Origin of the sequence: Moraxella bovoculi (assembly GCF_000988745.2) — a bacterium.
GTDB lineage: Bacteria > Pseudomonadota > Gammaproteobacteria > Pseudomonadales > Moraxellaceae > Moraxella > Moraxella bovoculi.
Window position 1 is genome coordinate 1,644,511 of record NZ_CP011381.2, and the last position, 25,873, is coordinate 1,670,383.

The following is a 25,873-nucleotide window of genomic DNA, read 5'->3' on the forward strand; positions in this document are numbered from 1 at the left end:
AGGACGTTTGATGAAAAAATTACTCGCACTTACGCTATTGCTGTCATCTACTGCTTATGCCAATAACATTCCTGATAGTTTTGATAACCGCCCTGCTTTGCCAACGGTACAAAAATTACGCGCATTTGACTGGACGTGGCAAAATGTCGCCCAATTACCCAACGTTTCTACCTAACAAGCCGACCCTGACCACGCAGGGCGAATCATGCAAACCTTGACCATTAGCGAACAAAACCCCAACACCACCATTACCTTTTATGGCACAAAAAACTCTCCCGATGTCGCCATCATAGAAGCTTGCACTTGGGGAACAGCCAACAATCAAGATACCGCCTTTGTCAAACTTAATAAATTAAAAGGCAATACCACCCTGAGAAACAATTGCAATTTTAACAATGTATCCATCGGCGAATCAGGTAATGATGATGGATTTGAGTACGAATCCGGGGTAGAATTGGCATTTAAATAAGTCTATAAATTACCAAAATCTACCTCATCATTTGGCGGTGCTGGCAAACGCGATTTATTTATGGCAAGCTCGCAAGTGGAAACTTACGTCATCACAGACTCTTTTCAAACCCAAGCCTATACACTCTCTATGATCACACCCGATAAAGCCAAATTAGGTAAATTGATCAACATGTATGGTTGGGGTACCAACAAAAACAACAATACGGTTAAATGCAAAGTGCAGTAGTATAAACCTTAAATGGATTTGGGGAATTCACTCCACCCAGATCCATTTATAAATAGGTAATCGATAAACCCCCTACACGCAGTCTCCAAAAAACCCATCAATATATCCCACAGGCATATCGGCAAGCGTATATCGCCATTTGGGGTTTTTGTCTTTATCGATGAGTAGGGCTCGCACCCCTTCTTTAAAATCTCCACGCATGGCGCAATTTACCGCGACCTTACGCTCCATGTTGAATATCTCGGCGATGGAATATGGCTTAACCTCATGGTAAATACGCCATGTTAGTGCCTTGGTGGTGTCAGAGCCTTTGGTATAGTTTTCAATGGCAGACTTAATGAATTCACTATCACCTTGATAACCACGAAGTGCACGATCCACATCAGCCAGCGACCCTGCATTCATGAGTGCACTGATGGCATGGAAGTCTTTTAGGATTTGGCTGTCATGGTCTGGCGTTTGATAGAATTTGGCTAGGATTTGATTAAGCAGTCCATGATGGCCACCTTGCCAGTCGGCAGACGTGAGCGCCTTAATAACATCACCATAGCTGTCTGGTGCTACATAGACATCCGCAAGCCCTAGATATAGCGCATCCACTCCAGAGAAGCGCGCGCCGGTAAGCCCTAAGAATAGCCCAACCTTACCCATCATACGGTTCAAAAACCAAGAGCCGCCCGCATCAGGGAATAAGCCTATCGACACCTCAGGCATTGCCATCATGGTCTCACTCGTGACTGCCTTGTGACTACATGCCGACAACAGACCCAAGCCGCCACCCATGACCACGCCATGACCCCATGCCAAGATTGGCTTGGGATATTCATACAGCATCTGCATGAGCCCGTATTCATGTTCAAAAAATTCCTGAACATCGCTTAGACCTGTCGCCTGTGATAGTGTCTTGATGTCGCCACCGGCACACAATGCGCGCTCGCCAGCGCCACGAAGCACTATGGCAACCACACTCTCATCATCTCGCCAATCGCTAAAAATCCGCATCATCGCCTTTACCATGTCTAGGCTTTGGGCGTTGAGTGCTTTTGGGTTATTTAAAGTGATGATGCCGATGGATCGACCGTCATCGGTGGGCAATTGCTCGGATAGGATTAGATCTGTCATGGTGACTCCTTAATTCACTGAGTTATCATTCCTTGGACGGGTTAAGCATATCAAATTTATAACACCCAATCAATCCAGCAAGCCACCAAAACGTGGCGATTGGTAATTTAAATTTTATATTTTTGGTGTTTTTTCCTATAATAAGATAAATTTAACAACACAATAGGACGTACGATGTATTTTTTATTATCCCCTGCCAAAAACCTAGACGAAAAGACTGCCCTGCCACTTGAGCTAGATGATCAATACAGTGAGCCTACTCTCATCGAAGGAGCCATTGATCTCATGAAAACCCTAAAGACAAAAGACGTGCTCGACCTACAAGAACTCATGCACATCTCTGCCAAGATTGCCGAATTAAATGTCGCACGCAATCAAGCTTGGGCTTATCCTTTTGATGATAACAAAAAACCTGCCGTCTATCTGTTCGATGGTGATGTCTATACTGGACTGGATGCTTATCAATTATCCAAAGAAGAAATTTTATATCTTAATAGACACTTAGGCATCTTATCTGGTCTGTACGGACTGTTGAAGCCTTTGGATTATATGCTACCCTATCGCCTTGAGATGGGCACCAAGTTTAAGACGCCAAATGCCGATGACCTGTATCAATTCTGGGGCGACACCATCACTGATTTGATTAATGAACGCATTCAAGACAGCGGCTCTGATGTCCTAGTGAATCTTGCCTCAACCGAATATTATGGCGCAGTCAAACCAAAAAACATCAACGCCACCGTCATCACGCCAAAATTCCTTGATCAAAAAAATGGCAAATACAAAATCATCAGCTTCTACGCCAAAAAAGCCCGTGGCATGATGGTAAATTTCGCCGCCAAAAATAACATCACCGATCTTGAAGACTTAAAGAAATTCGACAGCGATGGTTATTATTTTGATGAGGCGTTAAGCACTGAAGTCGAATGGGTGTTCAAGCGCGATGAGCAAACTTAATATAAATTATTGCCATTCACATCAAAACTCACCCAATAAAAATCCCTGCCATCGAGCAGGGATTTTTATTGGGATGGACGTCTTATTGACCAACCGCCTGAATGGCAGTCAATGCAATCGTATAAACAATGTCATCCACCAAACAGCCACGAGATAGGTCGTTAACAGGTTTGTTTAGGCCTTGTAGCATCGGACCTACGCTGATCACACCTGCGGTTCGTTGTACCGCCTTATAGGTGGTGTTACCCGTGTTCAGATCAGGGAAGATAAATACATTCGCCTCGCCTGCCACTTGTGAGTTCGGTGCTTTTTGCTTACCCACAGACGGTACAGATGCCGCATCAAATTGTAGCGGGCCATCGACTTTTAGGCTTGGCGCTTTTTCGCGAACGATTTGCAGGGCTGATTTTACCATTTCTACGTCTTCGCCCGAACCTGAGTTCATGGTAGAGTAGCTAATCAGAGCAACTTTAGGATCAATGCCGAATGACTTGGCAGATTCGGCTGACTGGATGGTAATCTCAGCCAGCTGCTCAGCGGTTGGATTTGGATTCACCGCGCAGTCGCCATAGACCACCACTTGATCAGGCAGTAACATGAAGAAAACACTAGATACCAAGCTGTACTCTGGTGCGGTCTTGATCAGTTGGAACGCTGGGCGAATCGTATCAGCAGTCGTGTGTACCGCACCTGATACCAGACCATCCACGTCGCCAACTTGTAGCATCATCGTGCCAAGATACACGGTGTCTTGAAGTGCTTGTCTTGCGCCCTCTTCATCGATTTTGCCTTTGCGACGCTCTACCATTGGTGCGACATATTTTTCGATCACGGTAGCTGGTTCGATGATTTCGATGCCGTCAGGCAGAGTTACACCGCGCTCATCCGCCACTGCACGAATCTTATCAGCGTCGCCAAGCAGAACACATTGAGCGATGCCACGACTTTGGCAAATCGCTGCCGCCTCGATGGTGCGCGGTTCGTCACCTTCTGGTAGAACGATGCGTTTTTTGGCGTTCTGAGCAAGGCGAACCACTTGATTACGGAATGCATAAGGAGACAACTTTTGGGTGCGATCAGCGGTTTTATAAGCCTCAAAGGCATTGCTGTCAATCTCAGACAGATTACCACCGTTGTCAGTGCGTGCCAATACCTGAACCTTGCCTGACAGCTCAGCAGTACCAATTAGACCCCAGATGCGCTCACCTTTTAGACCACCGAACACAGATGCAAAGACAGGCAGGCGAGTATCACTATCACCCACTAAGATCACATCCGCATCAAAGCCTGTCGCAAGCTCACGGTTTACACGGTTGGCATACGGTCTGCTCTCATCAGCAAGTACACCCACAACCACGCTGATGGGTGCTGACTGCTTGGCGATGACCGTCTCTAGTAGGTCGTCAAGGTTGTTATTACCAATCGCACTGCAGAATTCTTCATGGCTTGGTGTCGCAACAATCTCTCCAACAACTAGGCTAGCGACACTTTGAGACAATGTTTCCATGTTGATCTGACTGGTGGTAGGAACTAGCAATACAGTTTTCATTTCATATCCTTTATTAAGTTTATCAATAAATATAAGCCGTAAAATCAAGCAAAAAGTCAGAGCATTGCAATCTGACTTTTATGATTTGATTTACAAGCCTAGAACTTCGCGAGTCTCACTCATGATCTGGAATTCTTCATCAGTTGGGACAACCCACAGCTCTACAGAAGAACCCTCAGCATGGAAGCTGCCTTCAGCACCACGCAACAATTCAGCATTCTTCGCTTCATCCATCTTGATGCCAAAGTGACGCAGATGAGAGACCATTTTTGCACGCATGCCAACAGCATTCTCGCCCACACCGCCTGTGAAAGCGATACCTGTAAATGTAGGCAGAGCACAGCTTAGGCTGGCTAAGTATTTTGCCACACGATACGCAAAGATCTCCAATGCCAAGACGGCATCTTCATTACCTTCGTTTGCCAACTGCTCAACCGTTCTCATGTCGTTCGATACACCTGATACACCTAATAGACCGCTCTTTTTATTTAGCAGTGTATCAACCTCTTCGATAGACAGACCCAGCGTGCGATGTAGATGAATGTGCAAGCTTGGATCAACATCACCTGAGCGCGTACCCATCATCAGACCTTCAAGCGGCGTTAGACCCATAGAAGTATCAAGACTCTTGCCATCATAGACAGCCGTCGCCGAGCAGCCATTACCTAAGTGGGCAACCAACCAGCCTTGTTTATCGCCCTTATTGGCAAGTTCACTTGCGCGATTTGAGACATAGTTATGAGACGTGCCATGGAATCCATAACGGCGAATTTGATGCTCTGTATAAAGATTTTTAGGAATGGCATAACGATAAGCGTGAGCAGGCATCGACTGATGGAATGCCGTATCAAAAATCGCTACCTGTGGAAGCTCTGGGAACAGCTCATTAATCGCATGGATGCCCGCAGCGTTAGCAGGGTTATGAAGCGGCGCTAGGCTGGCAAGCTCTTCAATGTGAGCTAGAACTTCTGGCGTGATGATGGTTGCCTTGGTGAACTTGTCGCCGCCATGCACCACACGATGACCTACCGCCACAGGCTTGTGATCAGCGATCAGCTCACCTAGGATAATTTTTAGCGCTTCGGTGTGCGCACCAGAATTTGGGATATTGATATCTATTTTAGACCCATCTAGGTTTTTGTGCTTGATACGAGCATCGGCATTGCCTAGCGCTTCAGCAAGACCCTCGATACGTTGTTCGCCATCCTCGCTGATTAGGGCGTATTTTAGCGATGATGAACCGCAGTTTAAGACTAAAGTTGGGTTGTTAAGTGCCATTATGTCTTCCTTAAATGTAGGTTGAATGGGCGGCCTTGGCCGAATAAATCTTTGGCATTATAACATAAAATTATCAAAAGTCTTTAGGGGAAATTAAAGGATTTTGGGTAAATATTTTGTTTTGATTTCAATCAATTTTTGTCCTTTAAATCATGTATTTGCACTGTATTTTTATAAAAGTCGTTGGTATTTTGGCAAAATTTAGGTAAAATAATTTTTCAATTTTAAGACGATCATACATCAATGAAAACAGTCATTTTATCCATCACACTTTGTGCATTATTAACCGCTTGCGGTCAAAAAGGCGCACTCTATCTTCCTGCCAAAACCACACCCACAGAACCCATCAACCAAATCATCAGTACCAACCCGAACGACTACCAATAACTATTACAAGCATCCATCATTCATACGGATCATTAATTTATCATGACTTTTAGCCTTGTAAGCCAAACCCAAGACGGCGCGATGTCAATCGATGCCGCCAAGCTCACCGAATACTTGCCATTCATCGAATATCAAGACAACACACTATACATCGATGGTGCAGACACGACAGAGCTTGCCAGACTATACGGCACGCCACTGTATGTGTATTCTAAGAACGCATTGCTTGCCAATTATGCCGCTTATGTTGAGAGCTTTAGCGCGCTCAACGACGTGCAAATCTGCTACGCTGTCAAAGCCAACTCCAATCTTGCCGTTCTGTCAGCACTTGCCAAGGCGGGTGCTGGTTTTGACATCGTATCGACAGGCGAACTTGCCCGCGTCATAAGAGCAGGCGGCAACCCAGCCCAAATCGTCTATTCTGGCGTCGGCAAGACCGCATCGGACATCCAAACCGCCCTAGAAGCAGGCGTCGGCTGCTTTAATGTCGAAGCCTTGAATGAGCTAGACACCATCAACATTGTCGCCGCAGAACTAGGTAAGAAAGCACCGATCGCACTACGCATCAATCCTGACGTAGACGCCAAGACCCACCCTTATATCTCAACGGGCATGAAGGATAATAAATTTGGCATTGCGCATGATGTGGCGATCTTTGCTTATGAATACGCCAACACCCTGCCGAACCTTGACATCATCGGCATCGACTGCCATATCGGCTCTCAGCTAACCGAAGTCAAGCCTTTCGTGGATGCGCTTGATAAGGTAATTGAGCTGATCGATGAATTATTCACTCGCGGCATTAAGCTGTCTCATGTGGATCTAGGCGGCGGACTTGGTGTGCGCTATATCGATGAGAACCCTGCCAGCGTCCACGAGTTCGCTGAAGCACTGCTGCCCAAATTACTTGCTCTACAAGCCAAATATAAGCTAGGCTTACACCTAGAGCCAGGGCGCAATATCGCTGCCAATGCAGGTGTGCTGCTCACGCGCGTAGATGTGCTTAAACCCACCGAGCACAAAAACTTCGCCATCGTCGATGCCTCCATGAGCGAGCTGATTCGCCCTGCTTTATATGATTCAGTCATGGCAATCATCCCTGCCAAGCTTACAGACACTCAAGATAACGAACAGCCCCAAGTGTGGGACGTGGTCGGCACAGTTTGTGAGTCGAGTGACTTTCTGGGTAAAGAGCGTGCACTGTCTTTGGAGGTTGGTACACTGCTGGCGGTGAGTGGTGCTGGTGCGTACGGCTTTACCATGGCGAGCAACTACAACAGCCGCCCTCGTCCTGCCGAGGTTATGACTGACAACGGCGCTCATCGCCTCGTGCGCGTCCGTGAAAACCTAGACGACCTATGGCGCGGCGAACAACTCTAAACTGCCGACCTGAATGCACCGATGATTCGGTGCGTTTTTTTATGCATGTGGAGCATCTTAACATTCATAAACTTTTATTTGATGGCTTTGGCGTTGCCCGATGATTTTTGGATGGCAAAATTCTTTTACAATTTAAATCACATTTACCAAAACATTTACCAAAACATTTACCAAATTCATTAGGCAAATCAGCATTCATCTGTTAAGATAGACATACGAGCACACGGACGTAACCAGATAAAAGGAATTAGAACTTAGAGCTAAAAAGGAGTGATGATGTTAATTGAATTTACCAAAATGCATGGGCTGGGCAATGATTTTATGGTAATTGACCTGGTCACCCAACGCATGAATCTCACCACTGACTTGGTGCGTCTACTTGCTAATCGTCATCTTGGCGTGGGCTTTGATCAGCTGCTTATTGTTGAGCCGCCAAGTCGTCCCGACGTAGATTTTAAATATCGAATTTTTAATGCTGATGGCACAGAGGTATCCCAATGTGGCAACGGCGCTCGTTGCTTTGCTTCTTTCGTTCAAGCGCGTAAATTATCCTTCAAGCAGCGTCTGCGCGTGGAGACGGCCAGCGGCATCATCACCCTGACCACTGATCGCTATGGATGGGTTCAGGTTGACATGGGTAAACCCAAATTTGAACCTGACGAGATTCCATTTGCACCAAAGGCGATCACCAAGGTTGGCAACTCGTACCGTCTGGTCGTGGATGGCACACCTGTTCAGCTATACATCGCCAACATGGGCAACCCTCATGCCGTCATCAAGGTGGACGATGTACTCACCGCTGATGTGGAGCGTCTGGGGCGACTGCTAGAGTCGCATGAGGCTTTCCCCGAGCGTGTGAATGTCGGGTTCATGCAGGTGGTGAATCAGCGACACATTCGCCTAAGAGTCTATGAGCGCGGTGTGGGCGAGACCCAAGCATGTGGCACGGGCGCCTGTGCTGCCGTGGCGACAGGTATTCGCGAAGGCTGGCTGGATGAAGGCGTGGACATTCGCGCTCAGCTATACGGGGGCAGCCTTGCAATCCGCTGGCAAGATGGCTACTCTGTGATGATGACAGGCCCAACATCATTCGTCTATGAAGGGGTGTTCAGTCCCGATGGGCTTGCCGCTCAAGCAGGCATCAAGCTCACCCCCGACGAATCAGCCGACTACCAGTAACCCACAAAAAAGGCGTAATTACTGCGCCTTTTGACTTATCATGCGTCTAAATAATCTACTCAACAAACTAAAATCGCCCACGCCTGCCAATGCATCAGACGCCGCCAAGCCAAAATCTTGGTTGGTGGCTCAGGCATGGCTGGATGAATTAGCCCTACAAAATTACTCCGACAACACCATCAGCGCCTATACAACGGCACTCATGCGCCTAATGCACTTCATCGATGAGGACGTACGGCTAAAGGGTGATTATTTATCATTCGATAAAAAAGACTTGGCAAGATTTTTGGGTCTGCGCCTAGAGCGGGATAACATTAAAGCCATCAGCGCCAAACAAGAACTCTCTGCCATTCGTAAATTCTACGCCCACCTCATCAAGATTGGCAAAACCAATCACAATCCCGCCACAGGCTATCGCCTAAAGCCCGAACCGCGAGCCTTGCCCAAGGTCGGCGATGTTGATATGATGATGCAGCTGCTCGATCAGCGAATGCCAGATGACGCCAAAAAAGCACGTCTATGGATTCGTGACCGCGCGATGTTCGAACTCATGTACAGCAGCGGTCTTCGGCTGTCCGAGTTGGCAGGGCTTGATATTCAAGACATCGATCTGCGTGGCGGCGTGGTCAGAGTATTAGGCAAAGGCAATAAAATAAGGCTCACCCCCATTGGCAAAAAAGCCATCGATGCCATCAACATCTACCTACCTCACCGCGATCTGTGGCAAGAAGGCACAGACGCACTGTTCATCAGCGAACGCCACGGCACGCGGCTCACACCCAGAGCGATTCAGCTGCGCCTAAAAGTGTGTGCCACCAATGCAGGCATCGCCCAAAATCTACACCCCCACTTATTGCGTCACTGCTTTGCATCGCACATGCTGTCATCAAGTGGCGACCTACGCGCTATCCAAGAGATGCTTGGGCATACTGACATCAGTACCACCCAGATCTACACCCAAGTAGATTTTGGCGCACTTACTCGCGTCTATGATAAAGCTCACCCTAGAGCAGTGGCGCATGTGTTAGACGAGCCCACCAGAAAGCTTAAGCATAACAACTAGCTCATCAATCCAATCATGACATCCCTTATCGATATTTTCCAAGATTGCTTTTGGGGGATGAACGCGTTTACCGCCGCCAGTCTAAATCATTCAAAAAAGATAAGAGAACTTTATACTTTGAACTAACGACAAGTATTTATTCTAACAAACTCAAAAGTCAGATTTATGACATCGTGGAACCTTGATAAAATTCTAATATCTTACACTGGGCATATTCACCCCACATCGCACTCAAAACCTTAATCACACCACCATTAATTCTAATAACACGCGCAATCCCTTATCATTATTAGCTTTCGATAGAGTGTGATTTTTTATCCACAAAATCTGTGGATAACTTTGTGGAAAAGCGAACAATTTACATCGAAAACCCTTATATTATGGCACTTTCACCGTACTGTAATATTTGAGAATAAGCTGTGATTAAAATATATTTTATAAATATAATCAATAACTTATAAAAATCAGTCTATTGACATATTGACTTTTTAAGCGCTGTTTGCAAACTGCGCAATTGTTCCACAAAATCATGATAATACATCGATACTATCTGTGGATAACTTCTAAGAGTATAGACATTTATTAATAAAAAAACACCCCGCCATTAGACGGAGTGCGTGGAGAAACCTTAAATCAGCATGATGTGATTAATAAGTAAAATTCACACCTAAGCGATATTCACGACCCGCAGCAGGAAGTGCCACACCTGCGCTGGAAATGTGAGAGGTGTATTTTTCGTCAGTAAGGTTATTCACTGACATGTTAACATTCACCTTATCATTACCCAAAGGCTTCCAGTTGGCGAACACATCTGTGGTGTTATAGCCAGGACGCAATTTCTTAGGATCATGATTTTTTCTTGGATCAGTGCTAACTACTTTACCTGTCCAAGCAGAATCACCGATCACATCATCAGCACGGCGATGACGCACGCCCACCTCTAAGTTTGGCTGGGCAAAACGATAGGATAAGGCAGCTGTCCAAGTACGACCCAATCGTGACGCGTATTCACGGTTGCTGAAGTTTTGGGAGCTGTAAAACTCAGGCTTACTGTCTGCCACGCCCACACGAGCGGTTAGGCCCTGCCATTTGTAGCCAGCATTCAGCTCATAACCTTTGTTTTTGGCATAACCAACATTTTTTATTTCGTCAATGTCTGTGCCGTTCTCATGCCTTGTTCCATTACTTGCACTTTTTAGCAGATTATCAATACTCTGCCAGTAATAGCTACCGTTAACAAAAGCATTGCCATGATTGAAGTTAAAGCCAACTTCAGTATTTTGGGCTCTTTCCGCTTTTAGACCGTCAGTTACTTTAACAACAGCACGATAACCATGAGCTGTTAGGGCATCATATAGGCGTGGGCTACGAGTAGCGTAGCTGTGGTTGGCACTAAAGCTTAGGCTTGGCGTTGCTTGGTAGATTAAGCCAATACTTGGGTTTAAATTATCGCCTTTAACACGACCGCCTGTCATGTCTTTAATCTCAAACATGTCGTAGCGAAGCCCTGCTGTGGCTGTCAGATTACCAATATCAGCGATCGCTTCTACATACAAGCCTGTGTCTGTTTTTTCTTGATTGACAATGCCAGCTTTGTAGCGGTTTGGTGTGATTTCTTGTTGACGATAATTGATGCCGTATTTGAGCAGTACATCATCGTTGACCTGACTGTCAAGATTGATGTTAAGACCTTTGGTATCAATGCTAGACTTACTTGCACCTGCCAGCTTACCTGCATAGCCAGCTTTGCTGTCATCAGCGGTATAGCGAGAGTTGATGATATGATAAGCATTGGCGGTTGCATCACTGACCACGCCTAGATTCTTACCGTTCCATTGCAGGTTGGTGTTTTGAGTTTTTACCTCACGATACTGAGGGTCTTGTTTATCACTATCAAAGTTGATGAACTCTTCACGGATTGGTCGAGTGCCTTTATTTTCTTGTCTTAGGTGGCTAAGTTCAAAACGATTATCACCAAACTCTGCCCCCACTTTCGCCAAATAGTTGGTCTTATCTAGGGCGGTGAAGTCAATCTTTTTCTTAGCCTTACCTGCTTTATAGTCATCTTGCTCTACTTTGTTAGCACTTAATAAAAAGTCAAAATAACCTGCCTTACCGTAGGCAGCGGCATTATAAGAATGCTCATTATTAGAGCTGTAGCCAGCACCTGCCTTAAAACCAATGCTTTGATCATCTTTTAGCAAGTCTTTAGCACTTAGAGTTTTGGCAACAATCGCACCGTTAGTACCACCAATACCAGCCGATGCAGAACCAGCGCCTTTTTGGACGCTGACAATCTTCACCATTGCTGGGTCTAACATATGGCGACCTTGATGGTATAGGATTTGGCTGTCAGTATAAGCATCATCAATCTTAACATCTACTGAATTTTGACCCATGCCACGAATGGTGATATACTGAGCAGTGCCATTACCGCCACTAAAATCAATGGAAGGCTCATTTTTTAACAAATCTCTAAGCTCTGTGGCAGTGCTCTCGTCTTTTTCTTGCAAAGTAACGACATTCGTCTTAACTTTCGTACCTTGACGATCGAAAGTTACATTCAACGTGTCTAGAGTTACTTCTGGCTTATCTTGTGCCATTGCTGCTTGAACGCTTAGTGCGCCCAGTACTGCTACCGCAAGTGGTAGGCGTTTTAGTGTGTGTTTCATACATCACCTTAGGTTGTTGAAGTGTTGGGTTAGGCTAGACTTTTGTATGCCAACTGCAAAAATCTAGAGCTTTTGTAAGAAAGTGTTAAGAATTATACCAAATAAAAAACTTTTTGCAAATAAAAATTGTTATTATTTCAATATAAGAATAATAGGGCATCCTGACAACTGACAACAGTTTAATCCATTGACAAATAAAAGCTAATGCTACTGTGCTTTAATAGTAGACCAAAAATTTATCATAGCGAGTAGCAACAGCTCTAAAGTGTTTACACTTTGCAAAAGCATTTTCTACCAAGTGTCTGGTTTTATACATATACCAATCCATAGGATGATTTTGTGATTAACTATTGGATTTCTTTGGGATATTTGCTATTACGCCTGTTTGCCCAATTTTCTTTCTTAAAGTATCGCAATCATACCCTTTATCAGCACTTAATATTTGAGTATTTGTTAGGTCGTTTCTATCAATCAAAGTTGGTGCAACTTTGACATCATGAACTTGCCCGCCTGTAATGATAAAATCTACAGCATTACCGCAAGCATCAACAACAAGATGGGTTTTTGTTGTATTACCACCGACACTCTTACCAATACCTTGCTCTTCTTTGTTGGCAATGTTGCAGGCATGTTGGTGGGCTTTAACATAGTTGCCATCAATAAACACCCATTTAAGGTCTACTTCTTTGGATAGATATTCAAATACTTTCATTAACTTGCCTTTCTTTGACCATCTTAAAAAGGCACGGTAGATACTATCAGGCTTACCAAATTAAAGTGGTAAATCTTCCCAAGGTACACCTGTACGAATACGAAATAATATACCTTCTATTGTTAATCTTAGATTATGCTTATTGTGTATACCTAATTGCAGTAAAATAATCTTTAACTTGTGCCATTGTTCATCTATGAGTAAGGTGCGAGCCATAACGATTTTGGTACCTTGGTCGAGTGAGAGCTTCCATTTTACCAAAATCGTTTTTTATTTATAATTGTCAGGATGCTCTAATTATATTTATATACACCAAACCATTAAAAGTAACAGCTTTAACTCATTATGTTATAATATTGTTATTATATAAAATATCTGGTATACTACTGTTTTTCGTTGGATGTTTTTACTATGGTCAATCTCTACTCTCGCCCTACTGTGCTTGCACTTAGCATCGCCTTGGTCAGCCTATCAGCTCATGCAGATGACACTGCTACAAAAACAGAAGTTACTCTAGACACCCTAAATGCCGTCGTCAAGGGTGGCATGCAAACCACCTCCACCCTCAAAAAACCCAGCGACATGATTATCAGACGCGACACCCTACAGCAGCGCTCGGCAACGCTGGGTAATGCCTTGGCAGGCGAGCTGGGTATTCACTCCAATCCCTTTGGCGGTGGAGCGAGTAAGCCCATCATTCGTGGACAGGATGGGGTGCGAGTGAAGATTCTACAAAATGGCACGGACGTCATTGATATGTCTGCCCTATCGCCTGACCATGTGGTCGCCGCCGATACATTGCTGGCGAGCCGTGTGGAACTGGTGCGCGGGGCAGGTACGCTACTGTATGGCACAGCGTCTCAGGCAGGCGTGGTGAATGTCATCGATGAGCGGATTCCTAGCCGTATGCCACAGGGTAACATCAAGGAGAAAATCGAAGGCGAGACGTTGTTACGCTATAACACAGGCAGTAACGAGAAGGTTGTCACTGCCAGTCTTAATATGGGCGTGGGGCAAAACGTGGCGGTGCGAGTCGAAGGGTTGACCCGCCGTGCCGATGATTATGAGGTTCCAGGATTTCAGTCTGATGTCATGCTAGACTACCTGCCTGACAGCCATAATAAATCCACCGTTGGTACGGTGGGCGCATCCTATATCGGCGATAAGGGGCATATTGGCGTGTCATACAGTCGCCGTCAGGATAAGTATGGCATACCAGGGCATAATCACGCCTATGATAACTGTATTGCACATGTACTCACTCCAGAAGCTAGCATCTCGCGCTATTATCTAAAAGCTTATCCTCATCTAATACAGAATATGGATTTTAGTTCATCTGCCCATTTTCACTGCGGTACAGATCATGCTCATGACCCAGGACAGAGCCATGAGCACCCTTTGGGCTATGAACACGATCACACGCACCCTGGGCCTTGGATTGACATGGAGTCTGAGCGTATCGATGTTAGGGCGCAGTGGGAGAAGCCATTTAAGGGGTTAGATAAAATCGCACTGTCTTTTACATCATCAGACTATTATCACGAAGAAAATGACCATGAAGTTGAAAGACTCGATAAATACACAGGCAGACTACAAACCATTAATAACAAACCAGGTTATTTTGGCAATCAAGGCAAAAATGTCCGAGTCGAATTTCATCACACACCTGTCAAAGATGTATCGGGGCTGTGGGGTATGCAGTGGCAAAAGCAAGAGAGTTTTGCTCATCTGCCCCATGAAAGAGAAGAAGGACAAAGATATCCACTCATTGCCAATACCAATAAGCAAGTCAGTATTTTTGGGTTGGAGAGATGGCAGGCTAATGACAAATGGGCATTTGAATTTGGGACGCGTTTTGAAAAACAAAGCATTCCGATTGATTATAGTGAAGACAAATTAGACCGCTATCGTCCGAAGCCAGAATGTTGGGACTGGGGATTTAGCAGTGGATGCTTGCCTGCACCAAATTATGAAGAGCCAGATTTAACGGCTTATAAAGAAAAAGCCACTTCATACAGTATTGGTACCACGTGGGATTTTAAACCCGATTACCGCCTGTCTGCCACTTATTCACACAATGAACGCCTGCCTACACCCATGGAGCTTTATTATCATGGCAAACATTTGGCAACTCATTCATTTGAATTTGGTAATATTGGATTGGACAAAGAGAAATCTGATAATTTAGATTTGGGCATTTCTTTTTCTGGCGACAAATGGAGTTATGCGGTCAATGCCTATCACAGCCGCTTTAAAAATTACATTTATAACGAAAACGTCTACCGTGAAGGCAATCTGTTCATGAGACGACATAATCAAGCCAAAGCAGATTTTTATGGGCTAGAGGGCATGGTAACTTATAACATGGATAACCATGCCATTAGCTTGTTTGGCGATTTGGTGCGTGGCAAGTTAAAAGATTTGCCTAATGCTTACGCCAAGGCTTATTATTGTGATGGCGCTTACACCACGACAAAACCTGAAGATACAGAAGAGAATATGCAAAGATGTAATTATAATTATTTTACCGATGATTTTAATTATAGCTATGAGCCAATCATTGCCCAACCAAACATGCCAACACCCAGATTGCCACCTGCTCGTTTGGGGTTGCGTTGGCAAGGGGATTTGTCAGCCAACTGGTCGGCAGATGCAGAATATATGCACGTCTTTGGGCAAAATCGCATATCTAAGCTAGAAAGTGCGACCGCCAGCTATGATATGCTCAATCTCGGCTTGGGCTATCATAACCACTGGGGCAATGTAGACTACACCCTATCTTTGCGAGCCAATAACGTGCTTGATGAGAAAGTGTATATCCATAACTCATTTTTGCCCTTTGTGCCACAAATGGGACGTAATTTTAGCCTAAGTGCGAATTTTAAATTCTAGCCTACTCATACAAAACACCCCAAGTCAGCTTGGGGTGTTTTTTTTGATCGATTATTTTTTCCAGATTCGCTTATATTTTGCCATCAGGTCGTCAGGCGTCTCGGGTCGACTGTCGTCCTTGATAATGCAATCAATTGGGCACACCTTATCACAGGTCGGCTCATCATAAAAACCCACACACTCAGTGCATAGGTCGGGATTGATGACGTAGGTTTTTTGCCCTTTCTGGTCGTAGCTGATCGCATCGTTTGGGCATTCAGGCTCGCAGATGTCGCAGTTGATGCAGTCGGTGGTGATTTTTAGTGCCATAGTAAACTAAATGTATTATAAGATTGGATCGATTGATATACCACATATACCAAAAGAGCGATTATTTAAAAAAACTATAATATATAATAACAATTTTATTATATACAAACGCATCATATTTTCATATAATGATTAAAGATGTAATAAAGTTGCATCTTGGTTGAGCTGATTTTTATAGCTTAAATCGCCAATCACCTCCTTTTTTAACTGTTTGCATCAACCTTTCCTATATTGCAATTTGGAGTTTTTATGAAAAAAGTTACATTCGGTGCAGTTGTCGCCTGCTTAGGTCTTGCCCTAACGGGTTGTAATAATATCAAACCCATGACAGCAACACACCAAGCAAAAACTACTGCACAACAACACCAAGCTTATAGCCAACGATTCTTGTGCAACACAGGACTTGCACCTGTGGTTACTTTTATCAACGATAGTCAAATCCGATTACAAGTAGCTGGTGCGACAACCACCACACTTGGCATTACTCCTAGCGGTTCTGGCTCACGCTATTCTAGCAATACAGGCTTGTTTGGTAATCGTGGCGGGCAGTGGCATCAAAAAGGCGACACGGCAGTCTTTGAATATGCCAATATTCACAGCGGTGAAAAAATCGAAGATATTTGCCGACTTCAATAACCTTAACAGCTCCATAGAAGACCAACCAGCACCTTTAAATGTACATTTAAAGGTGCTTTTATGGTTTTGAACATATTTAGAGGCAATTTATCATCTAATCAGTACTGATAAGCTTCTCCAACTCTTCGTATAACTCTCGTTCTTCAACAAAAGCATTCCATAGAGCATCTTCACTCATAATGCTATACTCGCCCTTTGTAGTTAAATCAACAGAAGCACCACCATCTATTGCATCATAAAATTTACGGTAGTCGCTTTCATAAAACACCAGCAGTTTCTTGATGATTTTTTGGCGTTGACACAGCTCGTCTAAAATACGTTCACTATTTTCGTTAAGTTTCAACCATTGGCGGTATAGTTCCTGTATTTCATTGATACGCTCTTGCACAATCTACTCTCTTTATTAATAAATTTTTAAGATAATTGTCTGTGAAAACCCATGTTAGGTATAAATTGCTTCGCTCACACTTTTCATAACAAGGGCGAATTTTAGATCATCATGAGAAATGTCGCTAAACGGATTTTTGATTTTGGCAATCCACCCCGACCCCAACGCTCCGTCTATGGCATTACCTTTTTTGTCCCACATATCGGTAAGCCGATAAGTCAAATTGCCTTGTGGTGTCATAATCTCCACATCATCGCCCACCATGAGTTTGTTTTTTATCTCTAAGGTCAAAAAGTCATCCGCCACGTCTGACACTTCCGCCACAAACTGCTGATTGTCGGTTTTTGATGAGCCGTATTCATAGTTTTGATAGTCCGAATGCACATGACGGCGTAAAAACCCTTCGGTGTAGCCACGGTTGGCAAGTCCGTCAAGGGCGGTGATAAGCCCTGTATCAAACGGCTTGCCCGCCAACGCATCATCAATGGCACGGCGATAGACCTGAGCAGTGCGAGCGACATAATAATGCGACTTGGTACGCCCTTCAATCTTCAACGAATGCACGCCCATGTTCACAAGGTCAGGCACCAGCTCCACCGCACGCAAGTCCTTAGAGTTCATGATATAAGTGCCGTGTTCGTCTTCATACATCGCCATCAGCTCGCCTTTGCGACCTTCTTCTTCAATGAGTACAACCTCATCGGACGGCTTTTCTACATAATCATCACCCATGACGACATCGCCATTTAGATTGACGTTTTTGATCTCGCCTTGACTGGGGATAAACACTTCTGGACTGGCAGGGACGATGTCGCCTGTTTCATTCTCCACCGCCTTATAAGTGTTGTACGACCAGCGACACGCATTGGTGCAAGTGCCTTGGTTGGCATCACGTTTGTTGATATAGCCTGATAGCAAGCACCGCCCCGAATACGCCATACAGAGCGCCCCATGCACAAAGACTTCAATCTCCATATCAGGCACTTCTTTGATAATCTCGTTAATTTCTTTTAAGGACAACTCACGGCTCACAATCACCCTTGTTACGCCCATTTGTTTCCAAAACTTCACTGTTGCCCAGTTCACGGCATTGGCCTGCACCGACAGATGAATGTCTTGATGCGGAAAATGCTCTCGCACCATCATAATCATGCCAGCGTCCGACATGATGAGAGCGTCAGGCTTCATCTCAATGACGGGGCGAATGTCTTCAATAAAGGTTTTTAATTTGGCGTTGTGGGCTTGGATATTGACCACCACATAAAACTTTTTGCCAAGCGAATGGGCGTAGGCAATGCCCCTGGCAAGGTTTTCTTCATCAAAATCATTATTACGCACTCGCAGAGAATAACGGGCTTGCCCTGCATACACCGCATCCGCCCCATAGGCAAAGGCGTATTGCATATTTTTAAAGGTGCCAGCAGGGCAGAGAAGTTCGGCTTTTTTTTGGCTTGTCATTGTTTGGCTCATTATCGGCTAAATTTATTAAACTCATTATTATAACAAATTTCGTCGATTAAATTCATACTAAATTTGTAAGGTATCGCCAACAGCTCCCGAATAAGCGTTACAAAACTTAATGACAACGCGACACATCACTTGAAATTTTGACGTACAATTTATTACAACTCAAAATCAACCATCCAATCGGATAAAAACATGAGACCCATCGGACTTATCACCACCCTATCAGGCGTCGCATTACTAACCGCCTGCGCAAGCACCACACCTGCCAGCCAAATTAACGAAACAACGTTCAAATCACCGGCTTTAGCAGGGCTGATGAAGCAAGCCTAAAAGACCAGCTAACCCAAGGTCTTAAACGCGAACTTGCTAAGATTAACACGCCAGTTGCGATCACTAACATCACCAGCGCTCAAGAACTCACCAGAAATGCCGATGGTAAAACCCATCAAGTGCTGATGGTTAAGACCGCTGATGGTAAGACTTATCACCCACGCCCAATCAGCACCCCCTCTAAGCGCTGAGCAAAAGGCTCGCCTATCAAAGCTAAAAGGTGCTACCTTACGCGGTGTCATCGCCATTCAAGATCGCCCGAACGAGTATTTCTTTAGTGTGGTTGAGAACCTTATTTATTAATTTTTCGGTAATTAATAAACTTAGATATCAAGAAAAATAGAATAGATGACACACTCATCTATTTTATTTTTTATTTAATGCATGAATATCTTTATGGAGAAAGGGTTATTTTTGGCATGATTTTTTGATGGGCGTGTTTTATAATGCGTGATGAATTTTAAAACAGAGCATGCCATGAACACTTCTCAATTTCTCCAAGATCTAACCACCACCCTACCCACTCTCACCATAAAAACCGACCCCGACAGCCTAGACAACTGGGGTAGAGACTGGACGAAGCATTTTGCCCCTGCACCGAGTGCGGTGGTGTTTCCTAAGACGACAGAGGAAGTGGCTAAGATTGTAAGGCTTGCTAATGAGTATCAAGTATGTTTGGTGCCTAGTGGTGGACGTACAGGATTATCAGCAGGTGCTGTTGCCAGTAATGGTGAGGTGGTGGTAAGTTTTGATAAGATGAACGCCATTGGGACGTTTTATGAAGCTGATCGTATGGTAGAAGTAGAAGCTGGCGTGGTGACTAAGGCTTTGCAAGAATTTGCTGAATCTAAGAACTTATACTACGCCGTAGACTTTGCTTCATCTGGATCAAGTCAGATTGGCGGTAATATTGGTACCAACGCAGGTGGCATTAAAGTCATTCGTTATGGCATGACAAGAAATCAAATACTAGGATTAACTGTCGTTACTGGTAAAGGTGATATCTTAGAATTAAACGGCGGTATGTTAAAGAATGCCACAGGTTATGATTTTCGTCATTTGTTTATCGGAGCAGAAGGTACTTTAGGCTTTGTAACTCGTGCGTTGATTAAGCTTGAGAAGCAGCCTGTTAATTTAACGGCAATGGTATTGGGTGTGCCTGATTTTGGGTCGGTGGTAAAACTGCTTGATAAGTTTGGTAAGGCGTTAAACTTAACTGCTTTTGAATTTTTTGACAGCGTGGCAATTGATAAGGTGCTGACCGCAGGGCACGCCAAAGCGCCGTTTGACAGCCGCACGCCTTTTTATGTCTTGTTAGAATTTGAAGCGGTGTCCGATGACGTGTTAGACACCGCCATGAATGTGTTTGAAAGCTGTGCCGAAGATGGCTTGATAGAAGATGGTGTGATGAGCCAAAGCGTGGGGCAACTGCACGAGCTCTGGAAATTGCGTGAGAGCATCTCCGAGACGATTTCGGTGTTCACCCCTTACAAAAATGACGTGTCGGTGCTGATTACACATTTGGGCGATTTTATCAATGACATTGAACAGATTGTCAAGGACAATTACCCTGATTTTGAGATTTGCTGGTTTGGGCATATTGGCGATGGCAACCTGCACCTAAATATCCTAAAACCTGACAACCTAACCAAAGACGACTTTTTTGCCAAGTGCCAAACGGTCAATAAATACGTCTTTGGAACGGTTAAAAAATACAAAGGCTCAATCTCTGCCGAGCATGGCGTGGGCATGACCAAAAAGCCATATTTGGATTATACCCGCTCGCCTGCTGAGATTGAGTATATGAAAGCCATCAAGGCGGTGTTTGACCCTAATGGGGTTATGAATCCCGGCAAAGTCTTTGACATGGATTAATCTTAACGCCATTATCATAAATTCAAATTAATAAAAAATCCTGCCATAACGACAGGATTTTTTTGTTGGGTAGTCAATAGCTGACAGCTAGGCGATTACATCATTCCGCCCATGCCACCCATACCGCCCATGCCAGCACCCATATTAGGGGCTTCTGGGGCAGGTTTGTCGGTAATCATCACTTCGGTAGTGAGCATAAGACCTGCCACGCTGGCGGCGTGTTCTAGGGCAGAGCGAGTTACCTTGGCAGGGTCAAGAATACCCATTTCTAGCATATCGCCATACTGACCTGTGGCAGCGTTGTAGCCGTAGTTGCCAGAGCCGTTTTTGACTTCATTGACAATCACAGATGCTTCATCGCCAGCGTTGGTTACGATTTGGCGAAGTGGGGCTTCCATGGCACGACGTAGGATATTAATACCTGCGTTTTGGTCGTCATTGTCGCCTTTGAGCTCGGCCAATGCAGACAACGCACGTACTAGGGCAACGCCGCCCCCTGGTACGATACCTTCTTCTACCGCCGCACGGGTGGCGTGTAGAGCATCATCAACACGGTCTTTTTTCTCTTTCATTTCGGTTTCGGTGGCAGCACCGACTTTGATGACCGCCACACCGCCAGAGAGTTTGGCAACACGTTCTTGCAGTTTTTCTTTGTCGTAATCAGACGTGGATTCTTCGATTTGACGTTTGATAGATTCAACACGGCTGTCAATTTGAACCTTGTCGCCTGCTCCGTCCACAATCACGGTGTTTTCTTTGCCAACGGTGGTTTTCTTAGCCGTGCCTAGGTGTTCGAGTGTGGCAGTTTCAAGAGACAGACCCACTTCTTCTGAAATCACGATACCACCTGTCAAAATGGCAATATCTTGGAGCATGGCTTTACGTCTGTCGCCAAAGCCAGGGGCTTTAACAGCACAGGTTTTTAGACCGCCACGCAAGTTGTTTACCACCAAAGTTGCCAACGCTTCATTTTCCACGTCTTCGGCGATGATAAGTAGCGGGCGACTGGTTTGCATGACTTGTTCTAGTAGTGGCACAATCTCACGGATATTGGCAATCTTTTTGTCCACTAGCAGGATGTAAGGATTGTCAAATTCACACGTCAAGCTGTCTTGTTTATTGGCAAAGTAGGGGCTGATATAGCCACGATCAAACTGCATACCCTCAACCACTTCCAGGGTGTCTTCAAAGCCTGAACCCTCTTCTACGGTAATCACGCCTTGCTTACCCACAGTTTTCATCGCCTCACTGATAAGCTCGCCAATCTTGGTATCGGAGTTGGCTGAAATTGAACCCACCTGAGCAATCGCTTTAAAGTCATCGGCAGGGGTGGATAAGGCGTGGATTTGCTCAACCGCAACACGGGTCGCCTTGTCAATACCACGTTTTAAATCCATAGGATTCATGCCAGCAGCGACAGTTTTCATGCCCTCGGTTAGGATAGCTTGGGCAAGTACGGTGGCAGTGGTGGTGCCATCCCCTGCCACGTCATTGGTTTTTGAAGCTACTTCACGGACAAGCTGAGCACCCATGTTTTCAAATTTGTCTTCAAGCTCAATCTCTTTTGCCACACTCACACCGTCTTTAGTGATGGTTGGCGCGCCGAATGACTTATCGATGACTACGTTACGACCTTTTGGGCCTAGGGTAACTTTAACAGCGTTCGCTAGGATGTTTACGCCATCAATCATTTTTTCGCGGGCGGTTGTGCCAAAACTTACGTCTTTTGCCATGTTTATTCTCTCTTTTAATGTGATTTAATGTAATTTAAGATGGGTTTAATTTATTCCAATACACCCAATACGTCAGCTTCTTTCATAATCAAAAGCTCTTCGCCGTCCACTTTGACGGTTTGACCTGCGTATTGACCAAATAGAACCTTGTCACCAACTTTCACATCCAGCGGACGCACGCCATTGTCAGTCACTTGACCATTGCCCACAGCGATGATTTCGCCTTGTTGTGGTTTTTCTTGGGCAGATCCTGGCAGCAGGATTCCGCCTGCCGTTTTTTGCTCTTCTTCGGTACGGCGTACCACAATACGATCATGTAGAGGACGAATTGACATAAACTTCTCCATTAACTTGTTAGGGATACTGGCAAAACCAGATTGTTTATAAAAATGGTGTTTAGGGGCAAATTTTTCAAGATAATTTTTTTAAAAATTTATCACTCACACAATATCACTTTTTTATCAAACTTGACTTTTGGGTTAAGCGAGTACGGCACCACATAGCCGTTCACGCACGCATTCATGCCCGATAAACTCACGGTATGCCCGTGATAAGGGGTGTAGATGAGCGTATCATCAAAGCGTTTTGCCATATTAACGGCATTGGCAAGCGGTGTGGCAAGGTCTTATTTTTTGGGCGACAAAGAGCAGGTTTGGCGTGTTATCCGTGATAAGGTTTTCACTTAAATCATCGGTCGCTTGCCATTGCCAATAGTAGCAAGCGTCCAGATAGTCATCAGAACGCTCTTTAATATCATCATAACGAGCCTCGTTATCGATGATTTTGGCTTGTTTGATGTAATCGTCTCGGCTAAGTTTGGGGGCGGAGTCGGTACAGTTTACAAGGGATAAAGCATCTTTACTAAACCCTTTTTCGCCAAATTCGGACAATAGTAGCTGAGTGTTAAGCTCGCCAAGCATTGTCATCATGTCCACCCCTGTGTGCTGTATGCAAGCGTCCATATAGGCTTTGGTACTCGTGTTGCCCTGCTCGTCCGTATCTTCCACGCCACCGTAGTCTATGGCAGGGGCAGACAGGGCAACGTCACGGGACATAGCCCAATACGTTAAAATTGAAGAATGCCAAGTAATGTCGCCTTGTTTGGCAGACCCACTAATGAGATACAGATAAAAGCACAGTAAAATGGCGATAAGTGCGACGATAAAAATAGTGATGTATTTTAAAAATGATTTTAATAATTTTAAAGTCATACAAAACCTACAAACTAACAAAATTTTTAAAAGTTATATGACAACATAAAATGTAACAAAATATGTATAATGATTAGTTTGCTTTATGATAATGGCAAATAAAATATGGTTTGAGAAATTTTTCTCACAAAATGCTACAAATCATCACGCCATCGCCCTTGTAGTTGTAACAAAAAATATCAATAATAAACCCATGTTTTAAATTAATTTGCAAAGCAAGAGAGTGATTATGTCTGTATTAAATAAATTTTTCAAAACTGCCACCACTGCCACTGTTGCCACAGGCATTGCCATGGGGGCAACCTTATCTGCCAATGCGACGGATTTAGCGGGCTTTTCTGCCACTTATGTGGTCAAAGCAGACGGCAGATCAGGCACAGCGACTCGCACCTTGGCTAAATCGGGCAATCACTACAACTATACCGTAAAGGCATCGGCTGCTCGCATCGCAAGTGTCGATCAGTCGTCTAAGTTTAGTCTGTCAGGCGGCAGAATTCTACCATCGAGCTCATCAATGTCTGTGCGTCTATTTGGCGTGGGTAACACACACGGCATCAAATTTAATAACTCTGCCAAGACAGCTGTTTCAACTTATAAAGGCAAATCGACCACCCTAAAAATGAGCTCTCAGGCCTATGACGATCTAAGCCTAGAAGCCCAAATCCGCCAAGAATTGATTAACGGCAGATTCTCTGGCAACTATCATTTGGTGCGCAAAACCAACATCGATACCGCCAAATTCAAACGCTCAGGCACAAGTAAGCTGACCGTCCCTGCAGGTACTTATAATGTGGTTCGTATTGACCGAGTACATGACGATCGTGACCGTGCGACGAGTTTTTGGTTAGCGCCTAGTCTAAACTACCTACCCGTCAAAGTCAGCCAGACCAACGACGGCAAGACCATCTCTATGGAGCTAACCAAGACGAACTGATCTGATAGGTCAGCTACCAATAAAAACAGCAGGGTTATCGCCCTGCTGTTTTTATTATCTCTGCCTAAGATTATTTGTGCATCGGTGGTAGGCGTTTTAGTAGAATGAACAGATAATAATTGATAAATAACAAGACAATAAACTCTACCAATCGCATCCCCCAGATGCCAGCACTCACCCCCTCGTAATAGCGAATCAGCGCAAGCACGCCTGCCACGCTCAGATATACCAACGTAACAATACTGGCAAAAATCAGCACATAAGGTGAATTGCCACGCATGATCGCAGGCGTAAATAATAACGCAGGCAACATCGCCAGAATCTGCACAACCACGCCATTCATGACATTAACATCTGTTAGCATCATGATAGACAGCGGATAAATGATGATAGCAAACACCACCCACAGCCACCAGCACAGCTTTAGGCGTTGATGAATGGGCTGGATGGGTTTTTTAACAAATGGTTTTTTCATGAGTGTGTTTTATTAATTGGCTAATTTTTTGGCGATATTGGCAAGGCGTACGCCCTGAGCGATGGCAAGTGCTCGCTCATCTGCCGTCATGGCGAATTCATGAGTCGCGCCTGCGACACTACTCACCCCATAAGGCGTACCGCCACGATTGGTGCGATTAAGTTCCGCATGCGCATAAGGCAGACCCACCATGATCATGCCATGATGCAGTAGCGGCACCATCATGGTTAATAACGTCACCTCATTACCTCCATGCATGGTACCACTGCTGGTGAACACACAGGCAGGCTTGCCCTGTAGATCACCCGCCAACCATGACGTCACCGTATTATCCCAAAAATACTTCATGCTGGCGGACATATTTCCAAAATGTGTCGGGCTACCCACCGCCAGGCCTGCACAGCTCGACAGCTCCTCAGCCGTACAATATAAATCTCCCTCATCAGGAATGACAGGTGCCATCTGCTCGGTGACGCTTGAGACCTTAGGCACGCGGCGTATCTTAACCGCTGCACCTGTATTCATCACCCCCTCTGCGATGGCATAGGCGAGTTCTTTGGTGCGGTTGTGATTGGTGTCGTATAGCACTAGGATGTATAAATCAGTCATTACTTATCTTTTTGGGTT

Annotated in this window: 25 protein-coding genes and 2 pseudogenes; 13 read left to right on the forward strand and 14 right to left on the reverse strand. The window is 44.9% G+C overall.

The genetic code is table 11. From position 1 onward, the window contains the following. The first annotated feature begins 10 nt into the window (after positions 1-10). Both AAX10_RS10100 and AAX10_RS07535 read left to right on the forward strand, forming a co-directional pair. Complete coding sequence (locus tag AAX10_RS10100) at positions 11-175, forward strand: hypothetical protein (RefSeq protein ID WP_155399899.1); 165 nt, start codon at positions 11-13, stop codon at positions 173-175. A gap of 30 nt (positions 176-205) precedes the next feature. Beyond that, positions 206-469, forward strand: coding sequence for a hypothetical protein (locus AAX10_RS07535; RefSeq protein WP_046700286.1), 264 nt, complete (start codon positions 206-208; stop codon positions 467-469). 300 nt (positions 470-769) lie between these two features. Here AAX10_RS07535 and AAX10_RS07540 read toward each other — a convergent pair whose 3' ends face one another. Next, a complete protein-coding gene (locus AAX10_RS07540; protein ID WP_080947112.1) occupies positions 770-1,819 on the reverse strand; it encodes an enoyl-CoA hydratase/isomerase family protein in 1,050 nt (349 codons plus the stop codon). A 174-nt stretch (positions 1,820-1,993) separates the two neighbouring features. On the opposite strand from AAX10_RS07540, the gene yaaA reads away from it, so the two are divergent. Then, entirely contained in the window at positions 1,994-2,776 is a 783-nt protein-coding gene (gene yaaA / locus AAX10_RS07545) for a peroxide stress protein YaaA (protein WP_046700287.1), read from the forward strand. Positions 2,777-2,858: 82 nt separating this feature from the next. Here the strand turns inward: yaaA and pta are convergent. Together pta and AAX10_RS07555 are read right to left on the reverse strand one after the other, a co-directional pair. Next, positions 2,859-3,896: pseudogene (gene pta, locus AAX10_RS07550) on the reverse strand (phosphate acetyltransferase); the annotation flags it as partial. 519 nt (positions 3,897-4,415) lie between these two features. Then, positions 4,416-5,603: an acetate/propionate family kinase gene (locus tag AAX10_RS07555; protein ID WP_046700289.1), complete on the reverse strand. Its 1,188-nt coding sequence runs from the start codon at positions 5,601-5,603 to the stop codon at positions 4,416-4,418. 243 nt (positions 5,604-5,846) lie between these two features. Here AAX10_RS07555 and lptM point away from each other — a divergent pair, with 243 nt between their 5' ends. The 4 genes from lptM to AAX10_RS07575 all read left to right on the forward strand — a co-directional run bounded on the left by lptM (position 5,847) and on the right by AAX10_RS07575 (position 9,612). Further along, on the forward strand, positions 5,847-5,990 hold the full coding sequence (lptM, locus tag AAX10_RS07560; protein WP_080702247.1) for an LPS translocon maturation chaperone LptM: 144 nt from the start codon (positions 5,847-5,849) through the stop codon (positions 5,988-5,990). Positions 5,991-6,032: 42 nt separating this feature from the next. Then, a complete protein-coding gene (lysA, locus tag AAX10_RS07565; RefSeq protein ID WP_046700290.1) occupies positions 6,033-7,370 on the forward strand; it encodes a diaminopimelate decarboxylase in 1,338 nt (445 codons plus the stop codon). A 276-nt stretch (positions 7,371-7,646) separates the two neighbouring features. Continuing rightward, positions 7,647-8,549 carry a diaminopimelate epimerase gene (gene dapF / locus AAX10_RS07570; RefSeq protein ID WP_046700291.1) on the forward strand — a complete coding sequence of 301 codons (903 nt, stop codon included), beginning with the start codon at positions 7,647-7,649 and terminating at the stop codon, positions 8,547-8,549. A 40-nt stretch (positions 8,550-8,589) separates the two neighbouring features. After that, positions 8,590-9,612, forward strand: coding sequence for a tyrosine recombinase XerC (locus AAX10_RS07575; RefSeq protein ID WP_420812454.1), 1,023 nt, complete (start codon positions 8,590-8,592; stop codon positions 9,610-9,612). Positions 9,613-10,259: 647 nt separating this feature from the next. On the opposite strand, the gene AAX10_RS07580 is transcribed toward AAX10_RS07575, so the two are convergent. Both AAX10_RS07580 and AAX10_RS07585 read right to left on the reverse strand, forming a co-directional pair. After that, the gene (locus AAX10_RS07580) at positions 10,260-12,284 is read right to left on the reverse strand and encodes a TonB-dependent receptor domain-containing protein (RefSeq protein ID WP_046700293.1); all 2,025 of its coding nucleotides are present in this window, start codon (positions 12,282-12,284) and stop codon (positions 10,260-10,262) included. 217 nt (positions 12,285-12,501) lie between these two features. Then, positions 12,502-13,212 (reverse strand): annotated as a pseudogene (locus AAX10_RS07585) (IS5 family transposase). A 195-nt stretch (positions 13,213-13,407) separates the two neighbouring features. Here AAX10_RS07585 and AAX10_RS07590 point away from each other — a divergent pair. After that, positions 13,408-15,888 carry a TonB-dependent receptor gene (locus AAX10_RS07590; protein WP_046700294.1) on the forward strand — a complete coding sequence of 827 codons (2,481 nt, stop codon included), beginning with the start codon at positions 13,408-13,410 and terminating at the stop codon, positions 15,886-15,888. Positions 15,889-15,939: 51 nt separating this feature from the next. On the opposite strand, the gene AAX10_RS07595 is transcribed toward AAX10_RS07590, so the two are convergent. Further along, positions 15,940-16,197, reverse strand: coding sequence for a YfhL family 4Fe-4S dicluster ferredoxin (locus AAX10_RS07595; RefSeq protein ID WP_036366719.1), 258 nt, complete (start codon positions 16,195-16,197; stop codon positions 15,940-15,942). A gap of 249 nt (positions 16,198-16,446) precedes the next feature. Between AAX10_RS07595 and AAX10_RS07600 the strand changes: the two genes are divergently transcribed. Beyond that, positions 16,447-16,833, forward strand: a complete 387-nt coding sequence (locus AAX10_RS07600) for an MliC family protein (protein ID WP_046698549.1) — start codon at positions 16,447-16,449, stop codon at positions 16,831-16,833. A gap of 94 nt (positions 16,834-16,927) precedes the next feature. On the opposite strand, the gene AAX10_RS07605 is transcribed toward AAX10_RS07600, so the two are convergent. Both AAX10_RS07605 and trhP read right to left on the reverse strand, forming a co-directional pair. Then, positions 16,928-17,221 (reverse strand): DUF4298 domain-containing protein, encoded by a 294-nt coding sequence (locus tag AAX10_RS07605; RefSeq protein WP_046698550.1) that lies wholly within the window; start codon positions 17,219-17,221, stop codon positions 16,928-16,930. A 54-nt stretch (positions 17,222-17,275) separates the two neighbouring features. Further along, on the reverse strand, positions 17,276-18,679 hold the full coding sequence (gene trhP, locus AAX10_RS07610) for a prephenate-dependent tRNA uridine(34) hydroxylase TrhP (RefSeq protein WP_046698551.1): 1,404 nt from the start codon (positions 18,677-18,679) through the stop codon (positions 17,276-17,278). A 201-nt stretch (positions 18,680-18,880) separates the two neighbouring features. Here trhP and AAX10_RS10105 point away from each other — a divergent pair, with 201 nt between their 5' ends. From AAX10_RS10105 to AAX10_RS07615, 3 genes are all read left to right on the forward strand, one after another. Continuing rightward, positions 18,881-19,018 carry a hypothetical protein gene (locus AAX10_RS10105; RefSeq protein WP_158580342.1) on the forward strand — a complete coding sequence of 46 codons (138 nt, stop codon included), beginning with the start codon at positions 18,881-18,883 and terminating at the stop codon, positions 19,016-19,018. Positions 19,019-19,159: 141 nt separating this feature from the next. After that, the gene (locus AAX10_RS10110) at positions 19,160-19,321 is read left to right on the forward strand and encodes a hypothetical protein (protein ID WP_158580344.1); all 162 of its coding nucleotides are present in this window, start codon (positions 19,160-19,162) and stop codon (positions 19,319-19,321) included. Between the two features lie 174 nt (positions 19,322-19,495). Beyond that, positions 19,496-20,893 carry an FAD-binding oxidoreductase gene (locus AAX10_RS07615; RefSeq protein ID WP_046700682.1) on the forward strand — a complete coding sequence of 466 codons (1,398 nt, stop codon included), beginning with the start codon at positions 19,496-19,498 and terminating at the stop codon, positions 20,891-20,893. Positions 20,894-20,988: 95 nt separating this feature from the next. Here AAX10_RS07615 and groL read toward each other — a convergent pair whose 3' ends face one another. The 4 genes from groL to AAX10_RS07635 form a co-directional block, all read right to left on the reverse strand. Next, a complete protein-coding gene (gene groL / locus AAX10_RS07620; protein ID WP_046700296.1) occupies positions 20,989-22,626 on the reverse strand; it encodes a chaperonin GroEL in 1,638 nt (545 codons plus the stop codon). Between the two features lie 50 nt (positions 22,627-22,676). Next, positions 22,677-22,961, reverse strand: a complete 285-nt coding sequence (locus AAX10_RS07625) for a co-chaperone GroES (protein WP_036364135.1) — start codon at positions 22,959-22,961, stop codon at positions 22,677-22,679. A gap of 101 nt (positions 22,962-23,062) precedes the next feature. After that, complete coding sequence (locus tag AAX10_RS07630; RefSeq protein ID WP_080702187.1) at positions 23,063-23,218, reverse strand: hypothetical protein; 156 nt, start codon at positions 23,216-23,218, stop codon at positions 23,063-23,065. A gap of 1 nt (position 23,219) precedes the next feature. After that, positions 23,220-23,837, reverse strand: coding sequence for a hypothetical protein (locus tag AAX10_RS07635; RefSeq protein ID WP_046700297.1), 618 nt, complete (start codon positions 23,835-23,837; stop codon positions 23,220-23,222). Between the two features lie 292 nt (positions 23,838-24,129). Here AAX10_RS07635 and AAX10_RS07640 point away from each other — a divergent pair, with 292 nt between their 5' ends. Next, the gene (locus AAX10_RS07640; RefSeq protein WP_046700683.1) at positions 24,130-24,771 is read left to right on the forward strand and encodes a DUF3108 domain-containing protein; all 642 of its coding nucleotides are present in this window, start codon (positions 24,130-24,132) and stop codon (positions 24,769-24,771) included. Between the two features lie 70 nt (positions 24,772-24,841). Here the strand turns inward: AAX10_RS07640 and AAX10_RS07645 are convergent, their stop codons facing one another. Beyond that, the gene (locus AAX10_RS07645) at positions 24,842-25,246 is read right to left on the reverse strand and encodes a hypothetical protein (RefSeq protein ID WP_046700298.1); all 405 of its coding nucleotides are present in this window, start codon (positions 25,244-25,246) and stop codon (positions 24,842-24,844) included. Between the two features lie 12 nt (positions 25,247-25,258). Next, a complete protein-coding gene (wrbA, locus tag AAX10_RS07650) occupies positions 25,259-25,855 on the reverse strand; it encodes an NAD(P)H:quinone oxidoreductase (RefSeq protein ID WP_046698556.1) in 597 nt (198 codons plus the stop codon). Between the last annotated feature and the right edge of the window lie 18 nt (positions 25,856-25,873).

What these genes read in the sequence shown, in the direction of transcription:
- AAX10_RS07640 (WP_046700683.1), top strand. Translation starts at nt 24,130, where the DNA reads ATGGGGGCAACCTTATCTGCCAATGCGACGGATTTAGCGGGCTTTTCT.
- wrbA (WP_046698556.1), bottom strand. Translation starts at nt 25,855, where the DNA reads ATGACTGATTTATACATCCTAGTGCTATACGACACCAATCACAACCGC.
- AAX10_RS10105 (WP_158580342.1), top strand. Translation starts at nt 18,881, where the DNA reads ATGAGACCCATCGGACTTATCACCACCCTATCAGGCGTCGCATTACTA.
- AAX10_RS07600 (WP_046698549.1), top strand. Translation starts at nt 16,447, where the DNA reads ATGAAAAAAGTTACATTCGGTGCAGTTGTCGCCTGCTTAGGTCTTGCC.
- AAX10_RS07645 (WP_046700298.1), bottom strand. Translation starts at nt 25,246, where the DNA reads ATGAAAAAACCATTTGTTAAAAAACCCATCCAGCCCATTCATCAACGC.
- AAX10_RS07540 (WP_080947112.1), bottom strand. Translation starts at nt 1,819, where the DNA reads ATGACAGATCTAATCCTATCCGAGCAATTGCCCACCGATGACGGTCGA.
- groL (WP_046700296.1), bottom strand. Translation starts at nt 22,626, where the DNA reads ATGGCAAAAGACGTAAGTTTTGGCACAACCGCCCGCGAAAAAATGATT.
- AAX10_RS10110 (WP_158580344.1), top strand. Translation starts at nt 19,160, where the DNA reads ATGGTAAGACTTATCACCCACGCCCAATCAGCACCCCCTCTAAGCGCT.
- AAX10_RS07590 (WP_046700294.1), top strand. Translation starts at nt 13,408, where the DNA reads ATGGTCAATCTCTACTCTCGCCCTACTGTGCTTGCACTTAGCATCGCC.
- AAX10_RS07580 (WP_046700293.1), bottom strand. Translation starts at nt 12,284, where the DNA reads ATGAAACACACACTAAAACGCCTACCACTTGCGGTAGCAGTACTGGGC.
- AAX10_RS07535 (WP_046700286.1), top strand. Translation starts at nt 206, where the DNA reads ATGCAAACCTTGACCATTAGCGAACAAAACCCCAACACCACCATTACC.
- AAX10_RS07630 (WP_080702187.1), bottom strand. Translation starts at nt 23,218, where the DNA reads ATGGCAAAACGCTTTGATGATACGCTCATCTACACCCCTTATCACGGG.
- AAX10_RS07595 (WP_036366719.1), bottom strand. Translation starts at nt 16,197, where the DNA reads ATGGCACTAAAAATCACCACCGACTGCATCAACTGCGACATCTGCGAG.
- trhP (WP_046698551.1), bottom strand. Translation starts at nt 18,679, where the DNA reads ATGACAAGCCAAAAAAAAGCCGAACTTCTCTGCCCTGCTGGCACCTTT.
- AAX10_RS07625 (WP_036364135.1), bottom strand. Translation starts at nt 22,961, where the DNA reads ATGTCAATTCGTCCTCTACATGATCGTATTGTGGTACGCCGTACCGAA.
- lptM (WP_080702247.1), top strand. Translation starts at nt 5,847, where the DNA reads ATGAAAACAGTCATTTTATCCATCACACTTTGTGCATTATTAACCGCT.
- lysA (WP_046700290.1), top strand. Translation starts at nt 6,033, where the DNA reads ATGACTTTTAGCCTTGTAAGCCAAACCCAAGACGGCGCGATGTCAATC.
- yaaA (WP_046700287.1), top strand. Translation starts at nt 1,994, where the DNA reads ATGTATTTTTTATTATCCCCTGCCAAAAACCTAGACGAAAAGACTGCC.
- AAX10_RS10100 (WP_155399899.1), top strand. Translation starts at nt 11, where the DNA reads ATGAAAAAATTACTCGCACTTACGCTATTGCTGTCATCTACTGCTTAT.
- AAX10_RS07615 (WP_046700682.1), top strand. Translation starts at nt 19,496, where the DNA reads ATGAACACTTCTCAATTTCTCCAAGATCTAACCACCACCCTACCCACT.
- AAX10_RS07635 (WP_046700297.1), bottom strand. Translation starts at nt 23,837, where the DNA reads ATGACTTTAAAATTATTAAAATCATTTTTAAAATACATCACTATTTTT.
- AAX10_RS07555 (WP_046700289.1), bottom strand. Translation starts at nt 5,603, where the DNA reads ATGGCACTTAACAACCCAACTTTAGTCTTAAACTGCGGTTCATCATCG.
- dapF (WP_046700291.1), top strand. Translation starts at nt 7,647, where the DNA reads ATGTTAATTGAATTTACCAAAATGCATGGGCTGGGCAATGATTTTATG.
- AAX10_RS07575 (WP_420812454.1), top strand. Translation starts at nt 8,590, where the DNA reads ATGCGTCTAAATAATCTACTCAACAAACTAAAATCGCCCACGCCTGCC.